The organism is Actinomycetospora aeridis (genome assembly GCF_037400275.1).
In the GTDB taxonomy this organism is placed as follows: domain Bacteria; phylum Actinomycetota; class Actinomycetes; order Mycobacteriales; family Pseudonocardiaceae; genus Actinomycetospora; species Actinomycetospora aeridis.
On sequence record NZ_JBBEGL010000004.1, the window covers coordinates 123,102 to 148,049 of the forward strand.

Here is a 24,948-nt window from a genome sequence, read left to right on the forward strand (position 1 = left end):
CGACCGAGCTGACCAGCACCGCCGACGGCGGAGCTCCTCCGGACTGTTAGCGTCCCGCGCCCGACCGGCCTCGCCAGGAGGCCGGACGGGACCGGGGGGTCCAGCCGATGCCGTCACCGCACCGCGCGTTCCGGCGCGCGTGGCTCGTCACCGCTCTCGCCACCGGCCTCGTCGCGGCGGTCGCCGCGGGCTGCAGCTCGCCGCCGGCACCGGCGGGAGAGACCGAGCCGGCCGCCCAGACCGGCCGGACCGCCCAGGCACGGGACGCCCGCGCGGCCGCACCGTCCGACCCGTCGGGGCCGGTCCTCGCGTTCGCCGACGCGCGGCTCGCGGAGACCGCCGACGCGCTCGCGCCCCCGGCCTATCCCGTCCGGACGAACCCGGACGGGACGTGGTTGACGAAGGAGCCGGAGGACTGGACGTCCGGCTTCTTCCCCGCCGCGCTGTGGCGGGTGTTCGAGCGGACGCAGGACCCGGTGTGGCGCGAGCGCGCCGAGCGCTGGCAGGCGCCGCTCGCGCCCGAGGCGTCGCACGACGACACCGACCTCGGCTTCAAGATGTTCATGACGTTCGCGGTCGACCACGAGCTCACCGGCGACGAGTCGGCGAAGCAGACGGCGCTCGCCGCGGCCGACACGCTCGCGGCCCGGTTCAACCCGACCGTCGGCATGCTCCGCGTCTGGGACGACCGCGACGACGAGGAGAAGTACCAGGTCAACATCGACGCGGTGATGAACCTGGAGCTCCTGTACTGGGCCGGGCAGAACGGGCGCCCGCAGTACACGGACATCGCGAACCGGCACGCGAACCGCACGATGACCGATCTCGTGCGCCCCGACGGCAGCACCTTCATGTTCGCCGGCTACGACCAGCGCACCGGCGACCTGGTGCGCAACTACACCGAGCAGGGCGCCCGCGACGACTCGACGTGGGCGCGCGGGCAGGCGTGGGCGGCGTACGGGTTCGCGATGGCGTACCGCTACACCCGCGACCCCCGCTACCTCGACACCGCGCACCGCACCGCCGACTGGTTCCTCGGCCACCTGCCGCCGGACCGCGTCCCCTACTGGGACTTCTCGGTGCCGCAGGCGCCGCCGGAACCGCGCGACACCTCGGCGGCGGCCGTCACCGCGAGCGCGCTGCTCGACATGAACACGCTCGACACCGACCCGGGTCGCAAGGACGCCGACGTCGACGGCGCGCGGGGCATGCTCGCGTCGCTGTCCTCGCCCGCGTACCTGTCCCGTGACACCCCGTTCCGCTCGGTCCTGCTGCACGGCACGCAGAACCTGCCGACCGGCCAGGCCGACTCGGGGATCATGTTCGGCGACTACTACTTCGTCGAGGCCCTCAGCCGCTGGGAACGCCAGGTCGGGCCGTCGGCGCAGCTCACGGCGGGGTGACACGACCCGTGGTCGACGTCGCACGTCGATCACGGGGCAGGACCGGCGGCACCGGGAACCCCTCGGTTCGATGGGACACCACCGGAGAACGCAGCGACGTCACGCGTCCCTGCACGGCGACCACGTCGCCTTCTGGGACTCGGGCCCCGTCGCCGGGGACGGGCACGGATCGGGTGGCGAGGCCGACGACGAGCTCGTCCTGCTCGTGCACGGCATCGCCGGCTCCGCGCACACCTGGAGCCCGCTGCTCGCGCAGATGGCGCGACGACGCGAGACCCGCCGGTTCATCGCACCCGACCTGCTGGGCCACGGGTCGTCGTCGGCGCCCTGGGCCGACTACTCCCTCGGCGGCTACGCCACCGGCCTGCGCGACCTGCTCGTCTCGCTCGGCTACTCGCGCGCGACGATCGTCGGGCACTCGCTCGGCGGCGGCGTCGCCCAGCAGTTCGCGTTCCAGTTCCCCCAGCACACCAGCCGGCTGGTGCTCATCGACTCCGGCGGGCTCGGCCGCGAGGTCAGCCCGACCCTGCGCGCGGCCACGCTGCCGGCCGCCGAGTGGGTCCTGCCCGTCATCGCCGGCTCGGGCGTGGTGACGGCCGCGCAACGGCTGACGTCGGTGGCCGGACGGTTCTCGCGGCACCTGTCGCCGTCGACGTGGGAGTCGGGCCGCGCCTTCGCCTCGCTCGCCGACCCGGTGCACCGCCGGGCCTTCGTGCACACCGCGCGCAGCGTCATCGACAGCGGCGGCCAGCGCGTGCGCGCCACCGACCGCCTCGACCTCGCGGGCGACCTGCCGCTGCTCATCGCGTGGGGCACCGCCGACGCGATGATCCCGGTCGACCACGGCCGGCGCGCCCACGAGCTCGTCGCCGGCAGCGAGCTGGCCCTGTTCGACGGCGCCGGCCACTTCCCGCACTGCGACCAGCCGGAGGCGTTCGCCGACCGCCTGCTGCGCTTCCTCGACGAGCACCCGCCGGCCGCGCTGGAGCCCGCCGACCTCGCCGACCGGATCGCCGCGCACACCGACCTGGACGCGACCGGCTAGATCACGCCGCGGCCACGCAGGTCGGCCCGCGTCGCGTCGTCGATCCCGATCTCGGCGAGCACCTCGTCGGTGTGGGCCCCGAGCGGCGGGCCGAGGTGGTCGACGCGCGGCGCGAGGCCCGGCATCCGCGGCACGGGCCCCTGGACGAGCAGGCTGCCCAGCTCGGCGTCGTCGACCCGCCGGAACACCTCGCGGGCGACCATCTGCTCGTCGGCGACGAGGTCGGCCACCGTGTACACCGGCCCGGCGGCGATCTCGGCGGCCTCGAACACCGCCATCGCCTCGTCGAGGCTGTGCCGCGCCACCCAGTCCGCGACCACCGCGTCGACCTCGCCGGCGCGGGCGAGGCGGCGCTGGGGGTCGGCGAAGTCCGGGTCCTCCGCGAGGTCGGCGCGCCCGATCGCCCGGAACACCCGCAGCGCCACGGTGGGCGCGCTGCCCGACATCGCGATCCAGCGGTCGTCGGCGGTGCGGTAGGTGTTGCGCGGGGCGGAGATGTCCCAGCGGTTGCCCTTCCGCGTCGGTACCGTGCCGGTCGCGTCCCAGGTCAGCAGCGACTGCTCGATCAGCCGCGCCAGCGGGTCGACGAGGTTGACGTCGACGAGCCGGCCGTGCCCGGTGCCGCCCCGCGCGTCCCGCTCGTACAGCGCCATCATCACGGCGTACGCCGCGGTCAGCGACGCGACGCCGTCGGCGAGCATGAACGCCGGCAGGGTCGGCGGCCCGTCGGCCTCACCCGTCAGGTGCGCGAAGCCGCTCATGGCCTCCCCCACCGTCCCGAACCCCGGGAACTCCGCCTTCGGCCCCTCGAGCCCGAAGCCGGTGACGTGCAGCATCACCAGTCGCTCGTTGCCCGCACGCAGCCGCTCGTGGTCCAGGCCCCAACGGCGCAGCGTCGCCGGGCGGGTGTTGGCCACGACGACGTCGCAGCTCGCGGCGAGGCGACGGGCGAGGTCCTGGCCGTCGGGGACGCGCAGGTCGACCGTCACCGAGCGCTTGTTGCGCGACACGCTCTTCCACATCACGCCGACGCCGTCGCGCTGCGCGCCCCACCCGCGGATGGCGTCACCGACGCCCGGCGGCTCGAGCTTCACGACGTCGGCGCCGAACTCGCCCAGGTAGGTCGCGGCGAGCGGGCCGGCGGCGAGCGAGGCCATGTCGAGGACCTTCAGGCCGTCGAGGGGGAGCGTCACCGCCCGACCGTATGGCACGAAACTCATCAGTCCAGCCTGAACAGTTGCGACTGAAGAACTACGCTGGGGACGTGAGCGACACCCGGGAGCTGAGCCCGTCCGCCGTGCGCGCGGCGCACGAGGTGCGCGTCGTGGTCGGGCGACTGCGCCGGCGGCTCCGGGAGTCCCACCAGGCCGGCGAGCTGACCCTCACGCAGACCTCGCTGCTGAGCCGCCTCGAGCGGGAGGGCCCGCGCACGGCGAGCGACCTCGCGGCCGCCGAGGGGATCCGCCCGCAGTCGGTGGCGGCGTCGACGGCGGTGCTCGAGGAGCGCGGGCTGGTGACGCGCCGGGCCGATCCCGACGACGGTCGTCGGCAGCTGCTCGTCATCTCCCCGCCGGGCCGCGAGCTGATCGACAGCACGCGCGCGGCCCGCGAGGAGTGGCTGGCCCGCGCGCTGCAGGAGCGCCTCACCGACGAGGAGCGCGGCACCGTCGTCGCGGCGATGGCGCTGCTGGACCGGGTGACGGACCGGTGACGGCCGCGCTGCGTCGCCTGAGCCCACAGGCCGAGGCCCCCGACGGCTTCGACCGTCGCCTCGTCGCGCCGATGGTCCTGGGCGCGATCCTCAACCCGATCAACTCGACGATGATCGCGGTGGCGCTGATCCCGATCGGGGTCGCGCTCGGCGCCCCGCCGTCGCAGACCGCCTGGCTCGTCTCCGGGCTCTACCTCGCCACCGCCATCGGACAGCCCGTCGTCGGCCGTCTGGTCGACCTCTTCGGTGCCCGGCGGCTCTTCCTGGCCGGCGCCACGCTGATCGGGGTCGGCGGCGTGGTGGGCGCGCTCGCCCCGTCGATCGGGGTGCTGGTCGTCGCGCGGGTGCTGCTCGGGCTGGGGACGTGCGCGGGCTATCCGGCGGCGATGACGCTGATCCGCGGCGAGGCCGACCGCACGGGTCACGACAACCCCTCCGGGGTCCTGACGATCCTCGCGGTGTCGACGCAGACGGTCGCGGTGATCGGCCCGACGCTCGGCGGGTTCCTCATCGGCGTGGGCGGGTGGAGGCTGACGTTCACCGTCAACATCCCGCTCGCGCTCGCCTGCCTCGTGCTCGGCGCGCTGTACCTGCCGCGGAGCACGGACGCCGCGCGACGGGGTCTGCGGGACGTCGCGCGGGCGATCGACCCGCTCGGCATCGCGCTGTTCGTCGCGACGCTCGTGGCGCTGCTGCTCTTCCTCACCCACCTGCGGGCCGACCTGTGGTGGCTGCCGGTCCTGTCGGTCGCGGCGGGGGCGGCACTCGCGTGGTGGGAGCTGCGCGCGCGACTGCCGTTCCTCGACCTCCGGGTGCTCGGCGGCAACCTCCCGCTGCTCGCCACCTACGCGCGCTCGCTGCTCGCCGCGATCTCGTCGTACGCGTTCCTCTACGGGTACACCCAGTGGCTCGAGGAAGGCCGCGGCCTGTCGCCGCAGGTCACGGGACTGGTGCTGCTGCCGGTGTTCGGCGCGGCGATCGTCGTGTCGACGGTGACGGGACGGCGGCGCGAGATCCGCGGCAAGCTCGTGGTGGGCGCCGTCGGCCAGGTCGTCGTCGCCGGGCTCCTGCTGTTCCTGGACGCCGGGAGCGCGCTGTGGCTGATCCTCGCCGTCTCCGCGGTCGCCGGGATGCCGCAGGGCCTGAACAACCTCGCGAACCAGAACGCCGTCTACCACCAGGCCGACCCCGCCCGGCTCGGGTCGTCGGCCGGGCTCATGCGGACGTTCTTCTACCTCGGCGCGATCATCGCCTCGGCGACCAACGGGATCGTCTTCCGCGACGGCGCCACCACCACGGGCATGCACGAGCTCGCGCTCGTCATGCTCGCCGCCGCGGTCGTCTTCCTCGTGCTCACGCTGGTCGACCGCTCCCTGGCGCGGGTCCGGCCGGCGTGAGTCAGGCCCCGACCATCGCGGTGCCGCGCGCCTGCCGCTCCTCGCGACGGGCCTCGAGCGCGAGGATCGCCTCCTGGGCTCGCGGCACGAGCCCGGCGTCGGCCCGGTCGAGCGCCGCGGTCAGCCAGCGCAGGGCGCCGCCGTCCCAGCGCCCGGGCTCCGGTGTGTAGGAGGCGGAGCGTTCCGCGAGCGTGACGCCGAGCCGGTAGAGCGCCTCGGGCTCGAGGTCGTCGGGCGGGACCTGGGTCGCGAGCCACAGCGCCGCCTGGCCGTCGCCGCGGGCGAGGGCCACGCGCGCGACGCGGGCCCGCCGCTCGGGGGCGAGCCGGTGCCACAGGTCGCGGGCGAGGTCCTCCGACACTCGCCAGCCGGACGCGTCGTGGTCGGCGAGGTAGGAGAAGACCCGGTCGGCGACGAGGTGCGAGCGCCCCTTCCCCGTCGGCACGGCGTGCAGCAGGCGCAGGCCACCGTGGTCGGCGCGCACGAGGTCGCGCACCGTGCGCCGCAGCTCCCCCCGGTCCGGCGCCGGCGCGTCGAGGGCGGCGAACGACAGCGGCGCGACCTCGGCGAGCAGCGCGGGCGTGAGCGGGAGCGGGACACCGAGCCGCTCCCAGTCGACCGCGGTGCGCAGCAGGCCGAGCGGGACCCGCGACGACCAGCCGACGGGGTCGAGCACCGCACGCGCCCGCGCGAGGGGACGGACCTCGGCGCCGACGGGCGGGACGGTGACCAGCGCGTCCTCGAGCCGGGCCCGCGTCGCCGGCGCGAGGTAGGCGTCGAGGAACGTGGTCCGGGTCGTCAGCACGAGGCGCACGTCCCCGCCGAGTCGCGCGAGGAGCACGTCGTCGACCTGGTCGAGCAGCGAGGGCGGCGCGTCGTCGGCGGCGATCACCACCGGCCCCGACCGCTCGGCCGCGGCCCGCGCGGCGCCGACGGCGGCGGCGAGGTCGACGGCGTGGGGGTCGGCGACGGGCAGGAGCAGGCGGTCGCCGAGCATGCGGCGCAACGCCCGGTGCAGGGCCCGCGAGGCCCCCGCGAGGCGCTCGCCCGTCACGGCGACGAGCGGGCGGTCGGCGCCGAGCGCGTCCTCGAGCACCTCGTCGACGGGTCGGGGCCGGTACGCGGCCGCGGCGTCCACGTCGCGCACGCCGAGGAGTTCCGGGCCCGCCTCCGCCATCGGCGTCGCACCCCGGAAGGACGCCTCGCGCACTCTGACCACCCGCGAAGTGTCACGAGATCGGCTGCGGGGTACCAGTGGGCGATCTCCTTGTCACCCGATTGCCTGGCGCGTCGTCCACGTGCCGGCGTCGCGATCTCGGTAGAGGGCCACCGCTGCGTGATCGCCAGCGGTCACGACGGAGTGAGTCGCACGGCCATCACGCCCCGACCAGGGCATCTCCGGTCGTCCGAGATCGTACGGATATTTCTCCGTGACTCTTCCGTTACCTCGATCCGCTGAACGTCGTTACCTGTTCGGCGTACCGGGGGGACGCATGATCACCCGTCGCGCTGTGAGAACTCCGATTACCCCGAACGATGAGGACATCTCATGGGCGCACACAGTGCACCGAGCACGCACCGGGCCGACCGTCTCGCCGGCCTCGCCGGTCGCGGAGCCCTGACCGCCGCGGCGGCGCTCGCCCTCGTGGGCGGCGGCAGCACGATGGCGTTCGCCGGCGAGGCCCCGGCGGACGCGGGCCACGACACCAGCTCCGAGACCACGCACGACTCGAGCAACGAGCACGGCGACTGGGGTCACGACGAGGGCAAGGACAAGCCCGAGCACGACGGCTGGGGCCACGAGGAGCACGACGGCGACGCACCGAAGGACCACGAGTGCGACGAGGACGAGTCGCCGGTCATCAACCCCGAGCTGCCCGGCGGGGACGACGAGGAGGACGGCGACGAGGACCCGATCGACGTCATCCTCCCGGGTGACGACGAGGGCGACGACGACGAGAACCCGGTCGTCCCGCCCGTCGACGACGAGACCCCGGGTGACGACGAGGGCGACGACGACGAGGGCCTCGACCCCGGGCTGCTCGACCCGGTGATCGACATCGTCGATGTCGACCCGGGCACCACGCCGGCCCCCGAGGAGACCCCGGGCGACGACGAGGGCGACGACGAGGGCGACGCTCCCGAGGACTCCGCGACCCAGCAGGTGGAGGGCGGCTCGACCAGCACGCCGATCACCAGCGGCATCATGTCGATGTGACTCCTGGTGCGTCGGGGGATGCCCCGGGTTCGTTCGCGGACCCGGGGCGTTCGTCCGTCCGCACCCGGAACGATTTTCCGGGTGTGAAGTCGCCCTCGCCTGGCAAAGCTCTTCTCTACGCCGATCAGCTCAGCGTGGAGGAGCGCTGAGGCCACGGAGGTGCTCCATGGGCCGTCACAGCCGCCCCGACACGACCGAGTCCGGTCCGAGTGATCAGGACCGGCCCCGCCGGATCGCCCTCGCCGTCCGGCACACGATCCCGGCGCCGACGCCGACACCGGCCATGCCGCCGGGCCTCGACGTCACGACACTGACCATCCGCCCGGTCGGCCCCACCGCTGCGGTGGACGCCGGACCGCCGCCGGCCGACCGCGTCGAGCTGCGCCTCGACCCCGCCCCGGTCCCCGCCACCGGCCCGCCCGCACGACTGGGCTGGCGCGGACGTCGCGCGGCGCGCCACGACGAGGCCGAGAAGGCTGCCCTCGCCGCCCGCGTCTCGCGGGCGCAGCGCCGCAGCCGCCAGGTCGCCGCGTCGTCGACCCCGGCGCCCCGGTCGGCCGACCCGTCGTCGATCAGCGGGCCGCTGTCGATCAGCGCGCTCGCCTCGGCCCGGCCGCCGTGGAGCGGCGTCGCCGTCCCCACCCAGCGCGCCTGACCGGAGCCGCCTCGACGGTTACTGGCTGGTATCTCTCGCCAGGCGAGAGATACCAGCCAGCAACCGCACCACCGAGGCCGCGCGCGAGCCCGGCCGGCGGGCGCCCCTACTCGTCCTCGCCCGGTCGGTCGGTGCGGAAGTCGTCCGGCGTCGCCTCGGAGAGCGCGCGGCGCAGGGCCTCGACCTCGTCCTCGACGTCCGCCGTGCCCGCGGGCGAGGTGGGGTCCGACTCGTCGGGCTCGTCCTCGGTGCCCCCGACTGTCGCGACCGCGTTCGCCGGCAGCGCGGCCTCCGAGAGCACGTCCTCCGAGGCGTCGATCGGGCAGCCCTGGTGCACGGCGAGCGTGACGGCGTCGCTCGCGCGGGCCGACACCGAGCGCGTGCCGCCGTCGGCGGTGATCAGGTCGAGCTCGGCGTGGAACTGGCCCTCGACGAGCGCGGTGAGCCGGACACCGGTGAGCTGCGCACCGAACGCCTCGACGGCGTCGAGCAGCAGCCGGTGGGTCAGCGGGCGGGGCAGCGTGGCCGCGACCTCGGCGGCGGCGAGCGCGGTCGCCTCGGGCGCGCCGATCCAGATCGCGAGGTAGCGGCGTCCCCCGCCCTGCTCGCGCAGCAGCAGCACCGGATCCTCGCTGCCCTGCTCCTGCCCTACACCGGCGACCTCGACCACAGCCATGTCTCCACTATCCGCCCGCCCGCCACCCGGCGTCGACCGGCCTTGCCACGTGAGCGAACTCCGGGGCTATAGCCCCGAAGTTCGCTCACAAGGGCCGTCCGGGTGGACACCCGCACGCGGTGGTGGTCGGGTGTCGCGGTGGACAGCTCCCCGTCCTCCCCCGGCCCCGTCCCCACGCCCGCCGACCGGAGCGTGCTGGTCGCCGGCTATGCCCAGCTGCCGCAGAGCACCGGCGCGGGCGTCATGTGGCGGCACCTGACGATCATCGTCCGCATCGACACCCGCACCGGCCTGGTCGTCGACGCCTCCACGACGCTCGCGACGCGCGTCGCCGACGCCTTCGTCGCCGAGCTGCTCTTCGGCGCCGACCTGTTGCGCGACCAGGAGCACATCGTCACGACGGTCGAGCGCGCCTACTTCGGGAACGGGCGCAAGGCGATCGTCGGCGCGATCCGCGACCTCGCCTCCCGCCTGCGCGAATCCGGAGCCTTCCCCACGGAGTCTTGACAGGAAACCCGCCGTTTGTTGTGCTCCGGACCACTCCGCCGCGGGCCGACCGGTCCTGGCGGACGCCGAGCTCTCCGAACGGCTCCCACCTCGCCCGGTGGACCGGGCCGCCGGACCAGCGGGTGAGGCCCGACCGTCGCGCGCCGTCGCGTGGCGGTGAGGTGTGCGCATGCCCCCCGCATCCACGACCGTCCTCGAGCCGTTCCGTTCCGGCCGCCTGGCCCTGCAGAACCGCCTCGCGTTCGTCGCCACCGTCACCAACCTCAGCCGCAACGCCGAGGTCTCCGACGACTTCATCGCCTACTACGCCGCCCGCGCCCGCGGCGGCGCCGGCATGGTGATCACCGAGGGACTCTCGGTGCACCCCACGTCGATCCCGAACGGCGCGGTCCCGCTCGCCTACGACCCGTCGCTCGTCCCCGGCTTCCGCCGCCTCGCCGACGCGTGCCACGAGCACGGCACCGCGGTGTTCGGTCAGCTCTGGCACGTCGGCCGGCAGGCGCTGTGGAACCCGACGCTGCAGCCGTGGGCGCCCTCGGGCGGCCGCGACCCCTACAGCGGCGTCACCGCGCGCACGATGACCGACGGCGAGGTCCGTCAGGTGATCGACGGCTTCGTGACGTCGGCGGCGAACCTGCACGCGGCGGGCTTCGACGGCGTCGAGCTGCACGGCGCGCACGGCTACCTGATCACCCAGTTCCTGTCGCCGTGGAGCAACCACCGCGACGACGCGTGGGGCGGCGACACGGCGCGGCGCACGGCGTTCGTCGCCGAGATCATCCGCCGCATCCGCGAGGCCTGCGGGGACGACTTCGCCGTCGGCCTCAAGATCAGCGCCCACGAGTACGTCGAGGGCGGCATCGACCTCGCCGAGGCGCAGCGCATCGTCGAGGTCCTGCGCGGGGCCGCGCCGCCGGACTACCTCGCGATCAGCCAGGCCAACTTCAGTCCCAGCCTCGAATACCACGTGCCGGACCTCGCGTTCGACGACATGCCGTTCGTGCACCTGGCCGCCGGCGTGCGGGAGGTCGCGGGCGACGTCCCGGTCATGGCGCTCGCGAAGATCCCGGACGTCGCGGCGGCGGAGCGCCTGGTGACCGACGAGGTCGCGGATCTGGTCGGTATGGCGCGCCCATGGGTCGCGGACGCCGACCTCGTCCGCAAGGCCGAGGAGGGCCGCCGGCCCCGTCCCTGCACCTACTGCAACATCTGCTGGGACTTCATCCACACCGGCCGGCGCATCTCCTGCATGTACGCCCCGGAGGCCGGCCGGGAGCGCATCCGCGACGGGCGCATCGAGATGCTCCCCGACCCGCAGCGCGGCACCGTCCGGGTCGTCGGCGGCGGCCTTGCCGGGCTCGAGGCGGCGCGCACCGCGGCGCTGCAGGGCCACAGCGTGCACCTCTACGAGGCCGACGACGTCGTCGGCGGGCGCCTGCGCCGCGACGCGGCGACCCCGGGCCGCGAGCGCATGGGCCTGGCCGTCGACTGGCTCGAGAACGAGGTCCGTTCCGCCGGCGCGAAGCTCCACCTCGGCGAGACGGTGACCGACGACGACGTCGCGTCCTGGCCCGCCGACGAGCACGTGGTGATCGCGACCGGCGCCGCCGCGCTGCCGGTCGACCTCCCGGGGGCGTCGACGGTGACGCTGGAGGAGGCCGTCGCGCGCGGCGGCGATCTGCCCGGTCCGCTGGTGGTGGTCGACGAGCTCGAGGACGAGCCCGTCTACGCCTTCGCCACCGCCCGCGCGCAGGCCGGCGACGACGTCGTCCTGCTGACCCGTCGCGAGGCGCCCGCCCGGCGCGTCGCCTACGTCAGCCGCATCGGCACGTTCCGCCGTCTCGACGCGGCCGGCGTCGTCACGCACACCCTGCTCGAGCCCGTCCGCGTGCAGGACGGCGAACTCGTCGCCCGGCACGTCTACAGCGGCCAGGAGCGCGTCCTCGGCCCGATCGGCACGGTCGTCACGGTCGGCCCGGCCGCGCCCGCCGAGCACCCCGACGGCCCGGTCGTCGTCGGCGACGCGTCGTCGCCGCGCAGCTACGTGGCCATCGACCAGGAAGCCCACGACGTCGTCGCGGCCCTCACCCACTCCGACCTCAAGGATCAGCGATGACGCTGCGGCCCGAGACCACCCCACCCACCACCACCACCGAGCGCGAGGCCGACCCCGCGGACATGCGCCGCGCCGTCCTCGCCACCTCGATCGGCAACACGCTCGAGTGGTTCGACTTCGCCGTGTACGGCTACATGGCCGCCGTCCTGGGCCAGCTGTTCTTCCCGACCGCCGACCCGACGGCCTCGTTGCTGCTCTCGTTCGCGGCGTTCGGCGCCGCGTTCGTCGTCCGGCCGCTGGGCGGGCTGGTGTTCGGCCCGCTCGGTGACCGCATCGGCCGCCGCGGCGTGCTCTGCACGATCATCATCACGATGTCGGCGGCGACGTTCTGCGTCGGCCTGCTGCCCACGTACGCCTCGATCGGCGTGCTCGCGCCGGCGCTGCTCGTGCTGCTGCGCCTCGTCCAGGGCCTCACGGCCGGCGGCGAGGTCACCGGCGCCACCACCTACATCGCCGAGTACGCGCCGCCCGCGCGCCGGGGGGCGATCACGAGCTGGGTGCAGTTCTCCGCGACCCTGGGCTTCTTCCTCGGGCTGGCCGCGCCGACGCTGCTGACGGTCCTGCTCACCACCGAGCAGATCGCGAACGGCGCTTGGCGCATCCCCTTCCTCATCGCGGGCCCGCTCGGCGTCGTCGGGCTCTACATCCGGCTGCGCCTGAAGGAGAGCCCGCTGTTCGAGGAGCTGGCCGAGAAGGGCGAGGTCAAGAGCAACCCGCTGCGCGACACGATCGTCAAGGGCTGGCGCGAGATCGTGCTGGCCGGCGGGATCGGCATCGTCGTGCACCTCGGCTACTTCCTCGCGCTGGTCTACATGCCGACCTACCTGACCAAGACGCTCGGCTTCTCCGCGGTCACCGCGTTCCTCGCGACGACCACGGTGGTCGTCGTCGACATCGCGGTCATCCCGTTCGTCGGGCGCCTGTCCGACCGCATCGGGCGCAAGCCGCTGATGGTCGGCGCGTCCGCGGCGTTCGTCGTGTTCACCATCCCGATCTTCATGCTGATCACCTCGGGCGGCGCCGCGACGTTCGTCGGCCTCGGGCTGCTCGGGCTCATCCACGGCGTGTACCTGGGCGCGGTGGCCGCGGCGTTCGCCGAGCTCTTCGCCACCACGACGCGCTTCGGCGGCTTCTCGATCGGCCACAACGTGTCCGCGGCGATCTTCGGCGGCGGCACCCCGCTGCTCGCGACCTACCTCGGGGCGGTGTTCGGCACGACGATGATGCCGGCGTACCTCATCGCGGCCGGGTCGCTGCTGTGCCTGCTCGCGGTGCTCGGCTACCGCGAGATGGCGGGCCGCCCGCTGCGGTCGGGAGCCGAGGCGTGACGGCCGTCGAGCAGCAGACGACGATCAAGCCGGGCTGGACGGGACGCTTCTTCGAGGACTTCGCGGTCGGCGACGTCTACCAGCACCCGCTCGGCCGGACGATCACCGAGACCGACAACACCTGGTTCACGTTGCTGACGATGAACACCAACCAGGCGCACTTCAACGCGCAGGTCGGCGCGGCGTCGGAGTTCGGCCGGATGCTGGTGGTGTCGCCGCTGACGATCTCGATCGCGATCGGGCAGTCGGTCACCGACACCACCCAGAACGCGTTCGCGAACCTCGGGCTCGACGACCTGAAGCTCACCGCGCCGGTGTACGCGGGCGACACGCTCTGGTCGGAGTCGATCGTGCTCGCGACGCGGTCGTCGGGCTCGCGGCCGCAGGCGGGGATCGTCACCATCCGCACGCGGACGCTGAACCAGGACGCGGTCGAGGTCCTGACGTTCCGGCGGACGTTCTACGTGCACCGCCGCGACGCCGACGGGGCGCGCTCGCACTTCCCGCAGGCGGCGACGCCGCTGTCGCTGGAGAACGAGGCGCTGGAGAACGAGACGTGAGGCCGCTGGAGGACATCCGGATCGTCTCGCTCGAGCAGTACGGGGCGGGGCCGTTCGGCTCGATGCACCTGGCCGAGCTCGGCGCGGAGATCATCAAGGTCGAGGACCCGAGCGCGGGTGGCGACGTCGGGCGCACCGTGCCGCCCTACGCCGCCGACGGCGACTCGCTGTTCTTCGAGTCGTTCAACCGCGACAAGAGCTCGATCACCCTCGACATCCGCACCGAGGAGGGCCGGGCGGTGTTCCACGACCTCGTGCGCACCGCCGACGCCGTCTACTCCAACCTGCGCGGCGACGTGCCGGCCAAGCTCGGCATCCGCTACGAGGACCTCAAGGGCGTCAACCCGCAGATCGTCTGCTGCTCGCTGACCGGGTTCGGCATGACCGGGCCGCGGTCGGAGGAGCCGGGGTACGACTACGTGCTGCAGGCCCTCGGCGGGTGGATGTCGCTGACCGGGGAGCCGGGCGGGCCGCCGCAGAAGACCGGTATCTCGCTGGTCGACTACAGCGGCGGCTACGTCGCGGCGATCTCGCTGCTCGCGGCGGTGCACGCGGCCCGCCGCGACGGGGTCGGCACCGACTGCGACGTCTCGCTCTACGACACGGCGGTCAGCCTGCTGACCTACCCGGCGACCTGGCACCTGACCGCGGGCTTCGAGCCGGCGCGCACGCGACACTCGGCGCACCCGTCGCTGATCCCCTTCCAGGCGTTCGAGGCCGCCGACGGCTGGCTCGTGGTGGGGTGCGCGAAGGAGAAGTTCTGGCGGCGGCTCGTCGCGGTGATAGACCGCCCCGAGCTCGCCGACGACCCGCGGTTCGCGACGTTCGCCGACCGCGCGCGTCACCGCGACGTCATCGTCCCGCTGCTCGAGGAGGCGTTCCGGCAGCGGTCGGTGGCTGACTGGCTCAAGCCGCTCTACGCGGCGGGCGTGCCGTGCGCGCCGATCAATGACGTGGCGGGCGCGCTGTCCGACGACCACACCGTGTCCCGCGAGCTCGTGGCCGAGACCGACCACCCGGCGTTCGGGCGGGTCCGCACGGTGCGCAGCGCCGTGCGCGTGGGACCGCCCGGCGACGACCGCGCGCCGACACGCGGCGCGCCCGCGATGGGTGCCGACACCGACCGGGTGCTGCGCGAGCTCGGCTACGACGACGACCAGATCACCGCGCTCCGGGATGCCGGGGCGCTCGGGGAGGAACGATGGACTTCCGCCTGAACGACGAGCAGCGCCTCTTCCGCGACACCCTGCGCTCCTTCGTCGACAAGGAGATCGTGCCGGTCGCGCGGGACTGGGAGCAGTCCGGGCGCTACCCGACCGAGATCGTCGCGGGGATGCGCGAGCTCGGCCTGTTCGGTCTCGCCGTGCCGGAGGAGTACGGCGGCCTGGGCGCCGACATGGTGTCCTTCGCGCTGGCGTTCGAGGAGATCGCGCGGGGCTGGATGGGCGTCGCCGGCATCCTCGGCAGCCACTCGGTCTCGTGCTTCATGCTCGCCCGCAGCGGCACCGAGGAGCAGAAGCGACAGTACCTGCCCGCTTTCGCGAGCGGCGAGCGCCGCACGGGGATCGCGCTGACCGAACCCGGCGCGGGCACCGACCTGCAGGGCATCCGCACCACCGCGCGCCGCGACGGCGACCACTACGTCGTCAACGGCACCAAGATGTGGATCACGAACGCGCGGTACGCCGACCCGCTGCCGGTGCTGGTGAAGACGGATCCTTCCGCGTCGCCTGCGCATCGGGGGATGAGCATCCTGCTCGTGCCGGCGGACTCGCCGGGCTTCGAGGTCACCGCGGACATCGGCAAGCTCGGCTACAAGGGCACCGAGTCGTGTGAGGTCGTGCTCACCGACGTCCGGGTGCCGGCGTCGCAGCTGCTGGGCGGGGTCGAGGGCCGCGGCATGCAGCAGGCGCTCTCGGCGCTGGAGACCGGGCGGATCAACATCGCCGCACGCTCGGTGGGCGTGGCGCAGCGGGCGTACGACGAGTCCTTGTCCTACGCCCGGGAGCGCACCGCGTTCGGGTCGCCGATCGGCGACTTCCAGGCGATCCAGCTGCGCCTGGCCGAGATCGCCGTGCGGCTGCAGGCGGCGCGGCTGATGACCTACTGGGCGGCGTCGCGCATGGACGAGGGCGTCCGCATGGACACGGAATCGGGGATGGCGAAGCTCTTCGCCTCGGACCAGGCGATGGCCTGCGCCGCCGACGCGATGCGCATCCACGGCGGTTACGGGTACTCGACGGAGTTCGAGGTGGAGCGGCTCTACCGCGACGCCCCGCTGATGTCGATCGGCGAGGGGACCAACGACGTGCTGCGCACCGTCGTCGCGAAATCGCTGCTGGCGGGCCGGGCGACGATCTCCTGACCCGGTATGTGCGTAATTTTACCGGCTATAGCCGTGAATTGCGCTCACATAGCTGTCATCTCACGGAGCGAGGTACCCCTCACCAGCGGGGGTACCTCGTTCCCGTGCACGCCGAACTCTCGCTGACCGTCGACGGTCACCACCACGATCTGACCGTCGACACCCGCACCACCGTGCTCGACGCGCTGCGCGAGCACCTGGAGATCACCAGTCCCAAGAAGGGCTGCGACCACGGCCAGTGCGGCGCCTGCACGGTGCTGCTCGACGGCCGCCGCACGCTGTCCTGCCTGTCGCTCGCCGTCGCCCACGACGGCGCCGAGATCACCACCGCCGACGGGCTCGCCCCCGCCGGCGAGCTCCACCCGCTGCAGGAGGCGTTCGTCGCGCACGACGCCTACCAGTGCGGCTACTGCACACCGGGGCAGATCTGCTCCGCGGTCGGGATGCTCGACGAGGCCGCCCACGGCGCGCCGAGCGTGGTCACCGAGGACCTGACCGGCGACGTGCGGCTCGACCGCGCCGAGATCGCCGAGCGCCTGTCGGGCAACCTCTGCCGCTGCGGCGCCTACGCCCACATCGTCGACGCCGTGAGCGAGGTCGCCCGATGAGACCGTTCGCCTACGAGCGTCCCGACGACGCGACCGGCGCCGTCGCGACCGTCACCGCCGACCCGGACGCCGCCTTCCTCGCCGGCGGCACCAACCTCGTCGACCACCTCCGGCTCGGCCTCGCCGCGCCCAGCACGCTGGTCGACGTCACCGGGCTGACGTCCACCGGGATCACCGACCTGCCCGACGGCGGGCTCCGGATCGGGGCCGGGGTGCGCAACGCCGACCTCGCCGCCGATGAGCGAGTCCGCGCGCGGTACCCCGCGCTCGCGCAGGCCCTGCTGGCCGGGGCGTCGGGCCAGCTGCGCAACATGGCCACCACCGGCGGCAACCTGCTCCAGCGCACCCGCTGCTCCTACTTCCAGGACCTCACGACGCCGTGCAACAAGCGTGCGCCGGGCTCCGGCTGCGCGGCGCTGGAGGGGTGGGCGCGCCACCACGCGGTCCTCGGTGCCACCCACGAGCCGGCCGAGGTCGCGTGCGTCGCCACCCACCCGTCCGACATGGCCGTCGCCCTCGTCGCCCTGGACGCGCAGGTGCACGTGCTGGGCCGCGACGGTGAGCGGACGTTCCCGCTGACCGAGCTGCACCGGCTCCCGGGGGACGACCCGTCGCGCGACACCGTGCTGGCCCACGGCGAGCTGATCACCGCGGTCGACCTGCCGCCCGCGCCGGACGCCGGACACTCGACCTACCGCAAGGTGCGCGACCGGGCGTCGTTCGCGTTCGCGCTGGTGTCGGTGGCGGCGGCGTTGACCGTCGAGGACGGCACGATCACCGACGCGCGCGTCGCGTTCGGCGGCGTCGCGCACGTGCCGTGGCGGGCACGGGCCGCCGAGCGGGCGCTCATCGGCGCCCCGGTCACCGAGGACACGTTCCGCGCCGCCGCGGCGGCCGAGCTCTCCGGCGCCCGTCCCGTCGACAGCCCCCGGGGCGGGACCGGGTTCAAGCTTCCGCTCGTGACGGCGACGCTCGTCGCGACGCTGCGCGATCTCACCGCGCGGGAGGAGACCGCATGACCACCGCATCGCGACCCTTCGTCCCCCGCGAGGTCGGCACGGCGCGGCCCCGGCCGGAGGGCCCCGAGAAGGTCCGGGGCACCGCGCACTACACCGTCGAGACCGCGGACACCGACGCGCTCTACCTGTTCCCGGTGCAGGCCGGCGTCGCCCGCGGGCGCGTCACGGCGATCGACCCCGGCCCCGCCGAGGCGCTCGACGGCGTCGTCGCCGTCCTCACCCACGAGAACGCGCCGCGGCTGGCGCAGGACGACGGGGTGCTGCAGTCGGCGGCGATCGGCCAGCACGGCCAGTACCTCGCGGCCGTGCTGGCGACGTCCTCGGAGACCGCCCGGGAGGCCGCGTCGCTGGTCTCGGTGAGCGTCGTGGAGGAGCCGCACGCGGCCGTCCTCGACGAGGACTCCCCCGACGTCTACACGCCCGACGCGCTCGTCGTCGGCGCCACGGACGACACCCGCGGCGACCCCGGGACGGCGCTGTCGGTGGCGGAGGTCGTGCTGCGGCAGACCTACCGGACGCCGATGGAGCACCACCAGCCGCTCGAGCCGCACGCCACCGTCGCACTGTGGAAGAACGAGGGGGACGGCGATCGCCTGGTCGTCCACGACGCGACGCAGGCCGTGAGCTGGACCCGGCAGGCTCTCGCCCAGGCGTTCGGGCTCGAGGAGTCCGCCGTTGACGTGATCTCCCAGCACGTCGGGGGCGGCTTCGGGTCGAAGGGCGGCACCCACCCGAACACGATGCTCACCGTGCTCGCGGCGCGGGCCGTCCCGGGCCGGTCGGTGCGCTACGCGCTGACGCGCCAGCAGATGTTCGACCTGGTCGGCTACCGGCCGGCGACCGTGCAGCACGTCGCCCTGGGCGCCGACCGGGACGGCAGGCTGACCGCGATCACGCACGACGCCGTCGACCAGGGCTCGCGCATCGGCGAGTTCGTCGAGCCGGCGGCGGCGTTCAGCCGCGGCATGTACGCGGCGGAGGCGCGGCGCACGACCCACCGGGTGGTGCCGCTGGACATCGGGGTGCCGACGTTCATGCGCGCCCCCGGCGAGGCGCCGGGCAGCTTCGCGGGTGAGTGCGCGATGGACGAGCTCGCGATCGAGCTCGGCATCGACCCGGTCGAGCTGCGGGTGCGCAACGAGCCCGACGTCGACCCGGAGACCGGCCTGCCCTTCTCCAGCCGCAACCTCGTCGCCTGCCTGCGCCGGGGCGCCGAGCGTTTCGGCTGGGCCGACCGGGACCCGGCGCCGCGGACGCGGCTGGTCGACGGCTGGTGGCACGGCACCGGGGTGGCCGCGGCGTCGTTCCCGGTGCCGCGCTTCCCCGGGTCGCAGGCGACGATCCGGGCGGCGGTTTCCGGCAGCTACGTCGTGGAGATCGCCGCCTCCGACATCGGCCAGGGCGCGCGGGCGGCGCTCACCGCGATCGCCGCCGACGCCCTCGACGTGCCCGCAGAGCGGATCGACCTGCGCATCGGCGACACGGCGCTCGGGCCGGCGGGCCCGGCCGGCGGCTCGGCGGGGACGACGTCGTGGGGCGCGGCGGTCGTCGAGGCAGCCGAACGCTTCCGCGACAAGTACGGCGACGACCCCGACGTGGGCGACGAGGCCGACGCGACCACCCCGGACAACCCGTGGGCCTCGGACTACGCCATGCACGCCTACGGGGCGCACTTCGTCGAGGTGGCGGTGCACGCCGACACCGGCGAGATCCGCGTCCCGCGGATGCTGGGTGTTTTCGCCGCAGGCCGGATCGTCAACCCGCTGACGGCGCGCTCGCAGTTCATCGGCGGCATGACCTGGGGCCTCTCGGCCGCCCTGCACGAGGAGAGCGTGCTCGACGACCGCTTCGGGCACGTGGTGAACCGCGACCTCGCCGGCTACCACGTGGCGACCAACGCCGACGTCGGGACGCTCGACGTGGAGTGGCTCGACGAGGACGACCCCTACGTCAACCCGATGGGCACCAAGGGCATCGGGGAGATCGGGATCGTGGGCGTGGCCGCGGCCGTCGCCAACGCGGCGTACCACGCCACGGGCGTCCGCGTCCGTTCCCTGCCGATCACCCTCGACGCGTTCCTGTAGCGCGCCCTATGTGAGCGATCTTCGGTGCCATAGCACCGAAGATCGTTCACATAGGCCGTTCGGCTCAGCGCGTGGAGGAGATGCCCTGGGCCAGGCGCGTGACCGCGGTCCGGGTCTCCCCGATCGCGGCGATGCAGGCGCCGGGGTCGGTCGGCGTGGAGGTGCAGCCGGAGCGCACGAAGTGCTCGTGGCCCGCCCGGACGGCGACCGCGGGGTCGGTGATCTCCCGCGCGTCGGGGCGCGCGGACGCCGCGGCGTTCCCGACGTTGCGCACCTCCTCCTCCCAGCGCCCGCACGCCGGCCACTGCCGGGCGAGGTCCCGGGAGGTGTAGCAGGAGTCCTGCTGGACGAGCCGCAGCTTGGTGCGCGCCGACTCCAGCGACGTGTCCGGGCGCGCGGCGGGCGCGGACGTCCCCTCGGTGTACTCGGAGGAGCAGCCGGCGAGGGCCAGCAGGGCGAGCAGCAGCGCGGCGACGACGGCTCCGATCCGCCCCGGTGCGATCACCGCGTCACCGTGACAGGGGCGGGGGTGGCCCGCCACCGCAGGCGGCTCGGGAGATCACCAGGCTCACGGACGGGCGCGGGAGATCGACATCGCCCGTGGTGGCCTGGTGATCGAGGACCACGCTCAGGCCGTGGCGCCCGCCGGGAAGTCGGCGTCGCGCCCCAGCGGCTCGACGGCGTCGAGCTCGGCGAGCCGGGCGGCGAACGTGGACCGGATGGTGTCGAACGCGTTCGGACCCAACGGCAGGCGCAGGGGCGGGTCGTCCAGACCCGCGAGCTCGACCACGATCTGTGCCGCACGCTCCGGGTCGCCGGGCTGGGTGCCGTGCAGCTTGACGAACCGCTCGCGCGACTCGTCGAGCACCGCCGCGTATGCCGGCATCGGCTCCGGCCGCGCCGGGGAGCGCCCGGCGAAGTCGGTGCGGAACGGGCCCGGCTCGATCATCGTGACCTTGATGCCGAAGCCCGCCACCTCGGCCGCGAGGCCCTCGGACATGCCCTCGAGCGCCATCTTCGTCGCCGAGTAGATCGTGCCGCCGAGCGCGGCGCGCACCCCCGCGAGCGACGACATCTGGATCACGTGGCCCGAGCCCTGCGCCCGCATGACCGGCAGCACCGCCCGCGTGACGGCGAAGGGCCCGAACACGTTGACGGCGAACTGGTCGCGGACCTGCGCGTCGGTGAACTCCTCGAACGCGCCACGGCTGCCGTAGCCGGCGTTGTTCACGACGACGTCGATCCGCCCGAACTCGGCCACCGCGAACTCGACGGCCGCGCCCACCTGCGCGTCGTCGGTGACGTCGAGGGCAGTCAGCCGCACGCGGTCCGGCGCCTCGTCGGCCAGGTCGGCGACGTCGTCGACGCGCCGGGCCGTCGCGACGACCCGGTCGCCGTGCTCCAGCGCGGCCCGGGCGATCGCGCGCCCGAACCCGGTGCTCGTCCCGGTGATGAGCCAGACCCGCCCGGCCCCGTCCTGCGGCGACATCGCCGTCTCCTCCCGCTGCTCGGTCCCCGACGAGGTCGAGTCTGCCCGGCGCCAGGGCGACGGCGGCGGAGACGGCCCTCACCCCGACGGACGACCCCTCACGGCCCCGGCGGCGGTCGAGCTCCGACGTCGTGACCACCGAGTTCGCTCACGCAGCGCCCCGGGGCGAGGGGCCGAGCCGCCCGCTGTTCCCGCCTGTGGGTGGCAACCGGAGCCCTTGGCGAAGATCTCACACCATCGTGACGACCTCGTTACCTCCGAACAGTGGCTCGCGTTGGGCCGTTCGGCGTAAGGGACGCTCCCCGTTTCCCCGACGTCTCCCCGACGGCACGCAGAAGGGCAACCCCACATGGGCGCTCACACCGCTCCCCGCACCCTCCACAGCACTCTCCACGCCGATCTCCTGGCCCGCTTCGCCGGACGTGGCGCACTCACCGCCGCCGCCGCGCTGGCCCTGCTCGGGGGCGCCGCCGGCGTCGCCAGCGCCACCGAGTCCCACGGGCAGGAGCACTGCAACGAGTCCGAGCACCACCACGACGGCGGCGACAACGGCGGCGACAACCGCGGCTCCGAGTCGTCGGACGGCGCGAACGACGACAACGGCGCCGACGGCACCGACACGATCGAGGACGTCGACGACGCCGACGGCGCCGATGGCGGCCTGCTCGACCCGGTCCTCGGGGGCGGCGACGCCACCTCGGGTGACGCGACCGACGGCGACGCCGACGGGGGCGACGCCGGGGACGAGGGCGCCGGTGACGCCGACGGCGGCGACGCCGGTGCGGCCGACGGCGGCGACGGCGGCCTGCTCGACCCGATCCTCGGGGGCGGCGACGCTGACGGCGGGGACGCGACCGACGGCGACGCCGACGGCGGGGACGCCGGTGCGGGTGACGTCGACGGCGGGGACGCCGACGGCGGCGACGCCGGTGCTGGCGACGGCGGCGGCCTGCTCGACCCGATCCTCGGGGGCGGCGACGCCGACGGCGGGGACGCGACCGACGGTGGTGACGCGGACGGCGGCGACACCGGTGACGGGGACGGCGCCGACGGCGGCGACGGGGACACGGTCGGTGTCCTCGAGCCCGTCACCGACATCGTCGACGACGCCACGGGCGACGCCACGGCGCCCGTGACCACCCCCGTGAACGACATCGTCGACACGATCATCCCGCCGACGCCGGCCACGCCCGACGAGCCGGCGGAGGGCGCCGCCCCGGTCGGTGTGACCGAGCCGCTCACCAGCGTGGTCGACGACGCCCTCGGCGGCGCCACCACGCCGGTGACCGACCTGGTGGACGACATCGTCAACGCCGTCGTCACCCCGGCGGTGCCGCCGGGCGACACCGTGGGCGTGCTCGAGCCCGCGACCAGCGCGGTCGACAACCTCCTGGGCGGCGCCACCACGCCGGTCACGACCCCGGTGAACGACCTGGTCAACTCGATCATCCCGCCGGTCCCGGCGCCGACGACGCCCGAGCCGACACCCGCCCCGGGCCTGCTGGACCCGATCCTGAGCATCTTCTGATCCGACGCACCACCCCACCGAGCCCCGGCCACCCGACATGGCCGGGGCTCGGTGTCGTTTCTGGGCTGATCGGTGGGACGTCGTGGCGAGCACGCGCCGTGTGTCCCGGGGCGTGAGTGGGCGAGGAGGTTCCCACCTGTGGGTGGCAACGAACCGGCGCGACGAGATCTCACACCTTCGTGACGTCCTCGTTACCTGCTCACCGTGCGCGACGTTAGGCCGTTTGGCGTAAGCGGGGTGCGGTTCTCCCCGGGCGCGCCCCCGAGAGAACGGCACGCAGAAGGAGATCCCCTCCATGGGCGCTCACACCGCTCCCCGCACCCTCCACGGCGACCGCGTCGCCCGCTTCGCCGGCCGCGGCGCGCTGACGGCTGCCGCCGCGCTCGCCCTCTTCGGCAGCGGCAGCACCCTGGCCTTCGCCGGCGAGGCACCGTCGCACGAGCACGGGCACGACGGGCACCACCACCACGGCGACCACCACCACGGCGACCACCACGGCGACCACCACGGCGACCACCGCGGCGACGCCCCGTCCTCCGACACCGTCGACGAGGACTCGCCCGACGGCATCGACGGCGGCGCCACCGAGCCCGTCACCGACCCGCTCGACGACGCCACCGCCGGCGCCACGACCCCGGCGACGAACCCGGTCGACGACCTCACCGGCGGCGCCCCCGTCGACACCACCCCCGAGGACGGCGACGCGGACGACCTCGCCGACGGCGAGGACCCGACCGACGGCGACGACCCGGCCGACGGCGAGGAGCCCGACGGCGTCGAGGGCGGGGCCACCGAGCCCGTCACCGACCCGCTCGACGAGGCCACCGACGGCGCCGTCGCGCCCGTGACCGACCCGGTCGACGGCCTCACCGGCGGCGACGCGATCGACCCGGCGCTCGACGACCCGGCCGACGGCGAGGAGCCCGACGGCGTCGAGGGCGGCGCCACCGAGCCCGTCACCGACCCCGTCGACGAGGCCACCGACGGCACCGTCACCCCGATCACCGACCCCGTCGACGACGTCACCGGCGGCGACCCGCTCGTCCCGGAGGAGCCCGCCGCGGGCGCCGACGACCCCGACGAGGACACGCCCGTCGACGAGACCGAGACCCCCGCCCCGGGCGTGCTCGACCCGATCCTCGACATCTCCTGAGCGGGAGCAGTCCCAGCACGACCCCGGGCCCCGGCCGCACCTCGCGGCCGGGGCCCGGTCGTGTCCGCGGGCCCGACCCCTCAGCGGCGGCCCGGACGCACCAGGAACGCGGCGACCAGCACGAGCGCGACCGACAGCAGGTCGGCGGTGACGATCGCGTGGTTGCGCGACAGCACGAGCAGTTTCGGCCCCTCGACCTTCTTGTTCAGCGGCAGCCAGGCCACCGCCGCCACCGTCAACAGCCCCGCCAGGGTCCACCGCCGCCGCTCCACAGCCCTGATCCTCCCGGTCCGGCACGATGGCGCGCCGTGGGGCACGAGGTGGTGGTGACGACGAGCAAGTCGCCGTCCGACGCCGTGCGTGCCCGGGCCGGGGATCTCGCCGATCGCTGGGGCCTGCGCCTCGTCGAACGTCACCGCGGCTCGGTGGCGGCGGCGCGCGGCGAGGCGCACACCGTGCTCGTGTGCACCGCCGAGGGCCTGGTCGCGGAGTCGGGACGGGGAAGCCTGACGTTCCACCAGGGCACGGCGGCGAAGCGCCTGCGCACGCTGCGCCACGGCGGGGCCGACCCGCTGGTGCGCGCCGGCGAGCTCCGTCCCGGTGACCGCGTCCTCGACACCACCCTCGGGCTGGGCCGCGACGCGCTCGTCGCCGCCCACGTGCTGGGGGCCGGGGGCGAGGTGCTCGGCGTCGAGGCCGACCTGGTGCTCGCGATCCTCGCCGCCGAAGGCTTCGCGGGCGACGTCCCCCGCGCCGGCTCGGCGCCCGTGCACGTCCGGCACGGCGACTCCCGTCAGGTGCTCGTCGACATGGCCGCCGCGGGCGAGACCGTCGACGTGGTCCTGCTCGACCCCATGTTCGCCGACCCTCGCCCGTCCGACCACGGGTTCGCGCTCGCCCGCGACCACACGGTGCCGACGCCGTTGACGCCGGAGTGGGTCGCGCTCGCTTGCGCCGTCGCCCGCCGCCGGGTGGTCGTCACCGCCGAGCGGGCCCGCCCCTGGTTCCCGGAGGCGGGCCTGGAGCGGCTCGAGGGGACCCGGTCGGGGCGGTGGTTCCGTACTCGTCCGACCCCGTGAGATTCAC

Annotated in this window: 24 protein-coding genes; 18 read left to right on the forward strand and 6 right to left on the reverse strand. The window is 74.4% G+C overall.

Features of this window, described 5'->3' with window-relative positions; translation table 11 throughout:
- Positions 1-107 precede the first annotated feature (107 nt).
- Both WCD41_RS15475 and WCD41_RS15480 read left to right on the forward strand, forming a co-directional pair.
- Positions 108-1,403, forward strand: coding sequence for a glycoside hydrolase family 88 protein (locus tag WCD41_RS15475; RefSeq protein WP_337714349.1), 1,296 nt, complete (start codon positions 108-110; stop codon positions 1,401-1,403).
- Between the two features lie 70 nt (positions 1,404-1,473).
- Complete coding sequence (locus WCD41_RS15480) at positions 1,474-2,448, forward strand: alpha/beta fold hydrolase (protein WP_337714350.1); 975 nt, start codon at positions 1,474-1,476, stop codon at positions 2,446-2,448.
- On the opposite strand, the gene WCD41_RS15485 is transcribed toward WCD41_RS15480, so the two are convergent.
- Positions 2,445-3,641 (reverse strand): CaiB/BaiF CoA transferase family protein, encoded by a 1,197-nt coding sequence (locus WCD41_RS15485; protein WP_337714351.1) that lies wholly within the window; start codon positions 3,639-3,641, stop codon positions 2,445-2,447. The two genes, WCD41_RS15480 and WCD41_RS15485, sit on opposite strands and share 4 nt — an antisense overlap.
- 71 nt (positions 3,642-3,712) lie before the next feature.
- On the opposite strand from WCD41_RS15485, the gene WCD41_RS15490 reads away from it, so the two are divergent.
- Both WCD41_RS15490 and WCD41_RS15495 read left to right on the forward strand, forming a co-directional pair.
- The gene (locus tag WCD41_RS15490; RefSeq protein ID WP_337714352.1) at positions 3,713-4,159 is read left to right on the forward strand and encodes a MarR family winged helix-turn-helix transcriptional regulator; all 447 of its coding nucleotides are present in this window, start codon (positions 3,713-3,715) and stop codon (positions 4,157-4,159) included.
- On the forward strand, positions 4,156-5,556 hold the full coding sequence (locus tag WCD41_RS15495; RefSeq protein WP_337714353.1) for an MFS transporter: 1,401 nt from the start codon (positions 4,156-4,158) through the stop codon (positions 5,554-5,556). The genes WCD41_RS15490 and WCD41_RS15495 overlap by 4 nt, the downstream gene beginning before the upstream one ends.
- Before the next feature lies 1 nt (position 5,557).
- On the opposite strand, the gene WCD41_RS15500 is transcribed toward WCD41_RS15495, so the two are convergent.
- Positions 5,558-6,775 carry a hypothetical protein gene (locus tag WCD41_RS15500; protein WP_337714354.1) on the reverse strand — a complete coding sequence of 406 codons (1,218 nt, stop codon included), beginning with the start codon at positions 6,773-6,775 and terminating at the stop codon, positions 5,558-5,560.
- 330 nt (positions 6,776-7,105) lie between these two features.
- Here WCD41_RS15500 and WCD41_RS15505 point away from each other — a divergent pair, with 330 nt between their 5' ends.
- Positions 7,106-7,774: a hypothetical protein gene (locus tag WCD41_RS15505; RefSeq protein ID WP_337714355.1), complete on the forward strand. Its 669-nt coding sequence runs from the start codon at positions 7,106-7,108 to the stop codon at positions 7,772-7,774.
- Between the two features lie 166 nt (positions 7,775-7,940).
- Complete coding sequence (locus WCD41_RS15510; protein ID WP_337714356.1) at positions 7,941-8,429, forward strand: hypothetical protein; 489 nt, start codon at positions 7,941-7,943, stop codon at positions 8,427-8,429.
- Positions 8,430-8,535: 106 nt separating this feature from the next.
- Here WCD41_RS15510 and WCD41_RS15515 read toward each other — a convergent pair whose 3' ends face one another.
- Positions 8,536-9,105, reverse strand: coding sequence for a bifunctional nuclease family protein (locus tag WCD41_RS15515; RefSeq protein ID WP_337714357.1), 570 nt, complete (start codon positions 9,103-9,105; stop codon positions 8,536-8,538).
- 138 nt (positions 9,106-9,243) lie between these two features.
- On the opposite strand from WCD41_RS15515, the gene WCD41_RS15520 reads away from it, so the two are divergent.
- From WCD41_RS15520 to WCD41_RS15560, 9 genes are all read left to right on the forward strand, one after another.
- Positions 9,244-9,612, forward strand: a complete 369-nt coding sequence (locus WCD41_RS15520; RefSeq protein ID WP_337714358.1) for a DUF3870 domain-containing protein — start codon at positions 9,244-9,246, stop codon at positions 9,610-9,612.
- Between the two features lie 169 nt (positions 9,613-9,781).
- On the forward strand, positions 9,782-11,728 hold the full coding sequence (locus WCD41_RS15525) for an oxidoreductase (protein WP_337714359.1): 1,947 nt from the start codon (positions 9,782-9,784) through the stop codon (positions 11,726-11,728).
- The gene (locus tag WCD41_RS15530) at positions 11,725-13,056 is read left to right on the forward strand and encodes an MFS transporter (protein WP_337714360.1); all 1,332 of its coding nucleotides are present in this window, start codon (positions 11,725-11,727) and stop codon (positions 13,054-13,056) included. The genes WCD41_RS15525 and WCD41_RS15530 overlap by 4 nt, the downstream gene beginning before the upstream one ends.
- A complete protein-coding gene (locus WCD41_RS15535) occupies positions 13,053-13,616 on the forward strand; it encodes a MaoC family dehydratase (RefSeq protein WP_337714361.1) in 564 nt (187 codons plus the stop codon). The genes WCD41_RS15530 and WCD41_RS15535 overlap by 4 nt, the downstream gene beginning before the upstream one ends.
- The gene (locus WCD41_RS15540) at positions 13,613-14,833 is read left to right on the forward strand and encodes a CaiB/BaiF CoA transferase family protein (RefSeq protein ID WP_337714362.1); all 1,221 of its coding nucleotides are present in this window, start codon (positions 13,613-13,615) and stop codon (positions 14,831-14,833) included. The genes WCD41_RS15535 and WCD41_RS15540 overlap by 4 nt, the downstream gene beginning before the upstream one ends.
- Entirely contained in the window at positions 14,818-15,981 is a 1,164-nt protein-coding gene (locus WCD41_RS15545; RefSeq protein ID WP_337714363.1) for an acyl-CoA dehydrogenase family protein, read from the forward strand. The genes WCD41_RS15540 and WCD41_RS15545 overlap by 16 nt, the downstream gene beginning before the upstream one ends.
- 104 nt (positions 15,982-16,085) lie before the next feature.
- Positions 16,086-16,589 (forward strand): 2Fe-2S iron-sulfur cluster-binding protein, encoded by a 504-nt coding sequence (locus tag WCD41_RS15550; protein ID WP_337714364.1) that lies wholly within the window; start codon positions 16,086-16,088, stop codon positions 16,587-16,589.
- The gene (locus WCD41_RS15555; RefSeq protein WP_337714365.1) at positions 16,586-17,608 is read left to right on the forward strand and encodes an FAD binding domain-containing protein; all 1,023 of its coding nucleotides are present in this window, start codon (positions 16,586-16,588) and stop codon (positions 17,606-17,608) included. The genes WCD41_RS15550 and WCD41_RS15555 overlap by 4 nt, the downstream gene beginning before the upstream one ends.
- Positions 17,605-19,692 (forward strand): xanthine dehydrogenase family protein molybdopterin-binding subunit, encoded by a 2,088-nt coding sequence (locus tag WCD41_RS15560; RefSeq protein ID WP_337714366.1) that lies wholly within the window; start codon positions 17,605-17,607, stop codon positions 19,690-19,692. Before WCD41_RS15555 ends, WCD41_RS15560 begins: the two co-directional genes overlap by 4 nt.
- A gap of 64 nt (positions 19,693-19,756) precedes the next feature.
- Here WCD41_RS15560 and WCD41_RS15565 read toward each other — a convergent pair whose 3' ends face one another.
- Both WCD41_RS15565 and WCD41_RS15570 read right to left on the reverse strand, forming a co-directional pair.
- A complete protein-coding gene (locus tag WCD41_RS15565; RefSeq protein WP_337714367.1) occupies positions 19,757-20,197 on the reverse strand; it encodes a hypothetical protein in 441 nt (146 codons plus the stop codon).
- A gap of 123 nt (positions 20,198-20,320) precedes the next feature.
- Positions 20,321-21,181, reverse strand: coding sequence for an oxidoreductase (locus WCD41_RS15570; protein ID WP_337714368.1), 861 nt, complete (start codon positions 21,179-21,181; stop codon positions 20,321-20,323).
- 349 nt (positions 21,182-21,530) lie between these two features.
- On the opposite strand from WCD41_RS15570, the gene WCD41_RS15575 reads away from it, so the two are divergent.
- Together WCD41_RS15575 and WCD41_RS15580 are read left to right on the forward strand one after the other, a co-directional pair.
- On the forward strand, positions 21,531-22,709 hold the full coding sequence (locus WCD41_RS15575; RefSeq protein ID WP_337714369.1) for a hypothetical protein: 1,179 nt from the start codon (positions 21,531-21,533) through the stop codon (positions 22,707-22,709).
- A 295-nt stretch (positions 22,710-23,004) separates the two neighbouring features.
- A complete protein-coding gene (locus WCD41_RS15580; RefSeq protein ID WP_337714370.1) occupies positions 23,005-23,862 on the forward strand; it encodes a prolipoprotein diacylglyceryl transferase in 858 nt (285 codons plus the stop codon).
- An 80-nt stretch (positions 23,863-23,942) separates the two neighbouring features.
- Here WCD41_RS15580 and WCD41_RS15585 read toward each other — a convergent pair whose 3' ends face one another.
- Positions 23,943-24,134, reverse strand: a complete 192-nt coding sequence (locus tag WCD41_RS15585; protein WP_337714371.1) for a hypothetical protein — start codon at positions 24,132-24,134, stop codon at positions 23,943-23,945.
- A gap of 36 nt (positions 24,135-24,170) precedes the next feature.
- Between WCD41_RS15585 and WCD41_RS15590 the strand changes: the two genes are divergently transcribed.
- Complete coding sequence (locus tag WCD41_RS15590) at positions 24,171-24,941, forward strand: class I SAM-dependent methyltransferase (protein WP_337714372.1); 771 nt, start codon at positions 24,171-24,173, stop codon at positions 24,939-24,941.
- Positions 24,942-24,948: the final 7 nt, after the last annotated feature.

Excerpts from the sequence above, each read along its gene's own strand:
- WCD41_RS15475 (WP_337714349.1), top strand. The coding sequence starts at position 108 with ATGCCGTCACCGCACCGCGCGTTCCGGCGCGCGTGGCTCGTCACCGCT.
- WCD41_RS15515 (WP_337714357.1), bottom strand. The coding sequence starts at position 9,105 with ATGGCTGTGGTCGAGGTCGCCGGTGTAGGGCAGGAGCAGGGCAGCGAG.
- WCD41_RS15555 (WP_337714365.1), top strand. The coding sequence starts at position 16,586 with ATGAGACCGTTCGCCTACGAGCGTCCCGACGACGCGACCGGCGCCGTC.
- WCD41_RS15545 (WP_337714363.1), top strand. The coding sequence starts at position 14,818 with ATGGACTTCCGCCTGAACGACGAGCAGCGCCTCTTCCGCGACACCCTG.
- WCD41_RS15575 (WP_337714369.1), top strand. The coding sequence starts at position 21,531 with ATGGGCGCTCACACCGCTCCCCGCACCCTCCACAGCACTCTCCACGCC.
- WCD41_RS15580 (WP_337714370.1), top strand. The coding sequence starts at position 23,005 with ATGGGCGCTCACACCGCTCCCCGCACCCTCCACGGCGACCGCGTCGCC.
- WCD41_RS15510 (WP_337714356.1), top strand. The coding sequence starts at position 7,941 with ATGGGCCGTCACAGCCGCCCCGACACGACCGAGTCCGGTCCGAGTGAT.
- WCD41_RS15530 (WP_337714360.1), top strand. The coding sequence starts at position 11,725 with ATGACGCTGCGGCCCGAGACCACCCCACCCACCACCACCACCGAGCGC.
- WCD41_RS15525 (WP_337714359.1), top strand. The coding sequence starts at position 9,782 with ATGCCCCCCGCATCCACGACCGTCCTCGAGCCGTTCCGTTCCGGCCGC.
- WCD41_RS15480 (WP_337714350.1), top strand. The coding sequence starts at position 1,474 with ATGGGACACCACCGGAGAACGCAGCGACGTCACGCGTCCCTGCACGGC.
- WCD41_RS15505 (WP_337714355.1), top strand. The coding sequence starts at position 7,106 with ATGGGCGCACACAGTGCACCGAGCACGCACCGGGCCGACCGTCTCGCC.
- WCD41_RS15570 (WP_337714368.1), bottom strand. The coding sequence starts at position 21,181 with ATGTCGCCGCAGGACGGGGCCGGGCGGGTCTGGCTCATCACCGGGACG.
- WCD41_RS15560 (WP_337714366.1), top strand. The coding sequence starts at position 17,605 with ATGACCACCGCATCGCGACCCTTCGTCCCCCGCGAGGTCGGCACGGCG.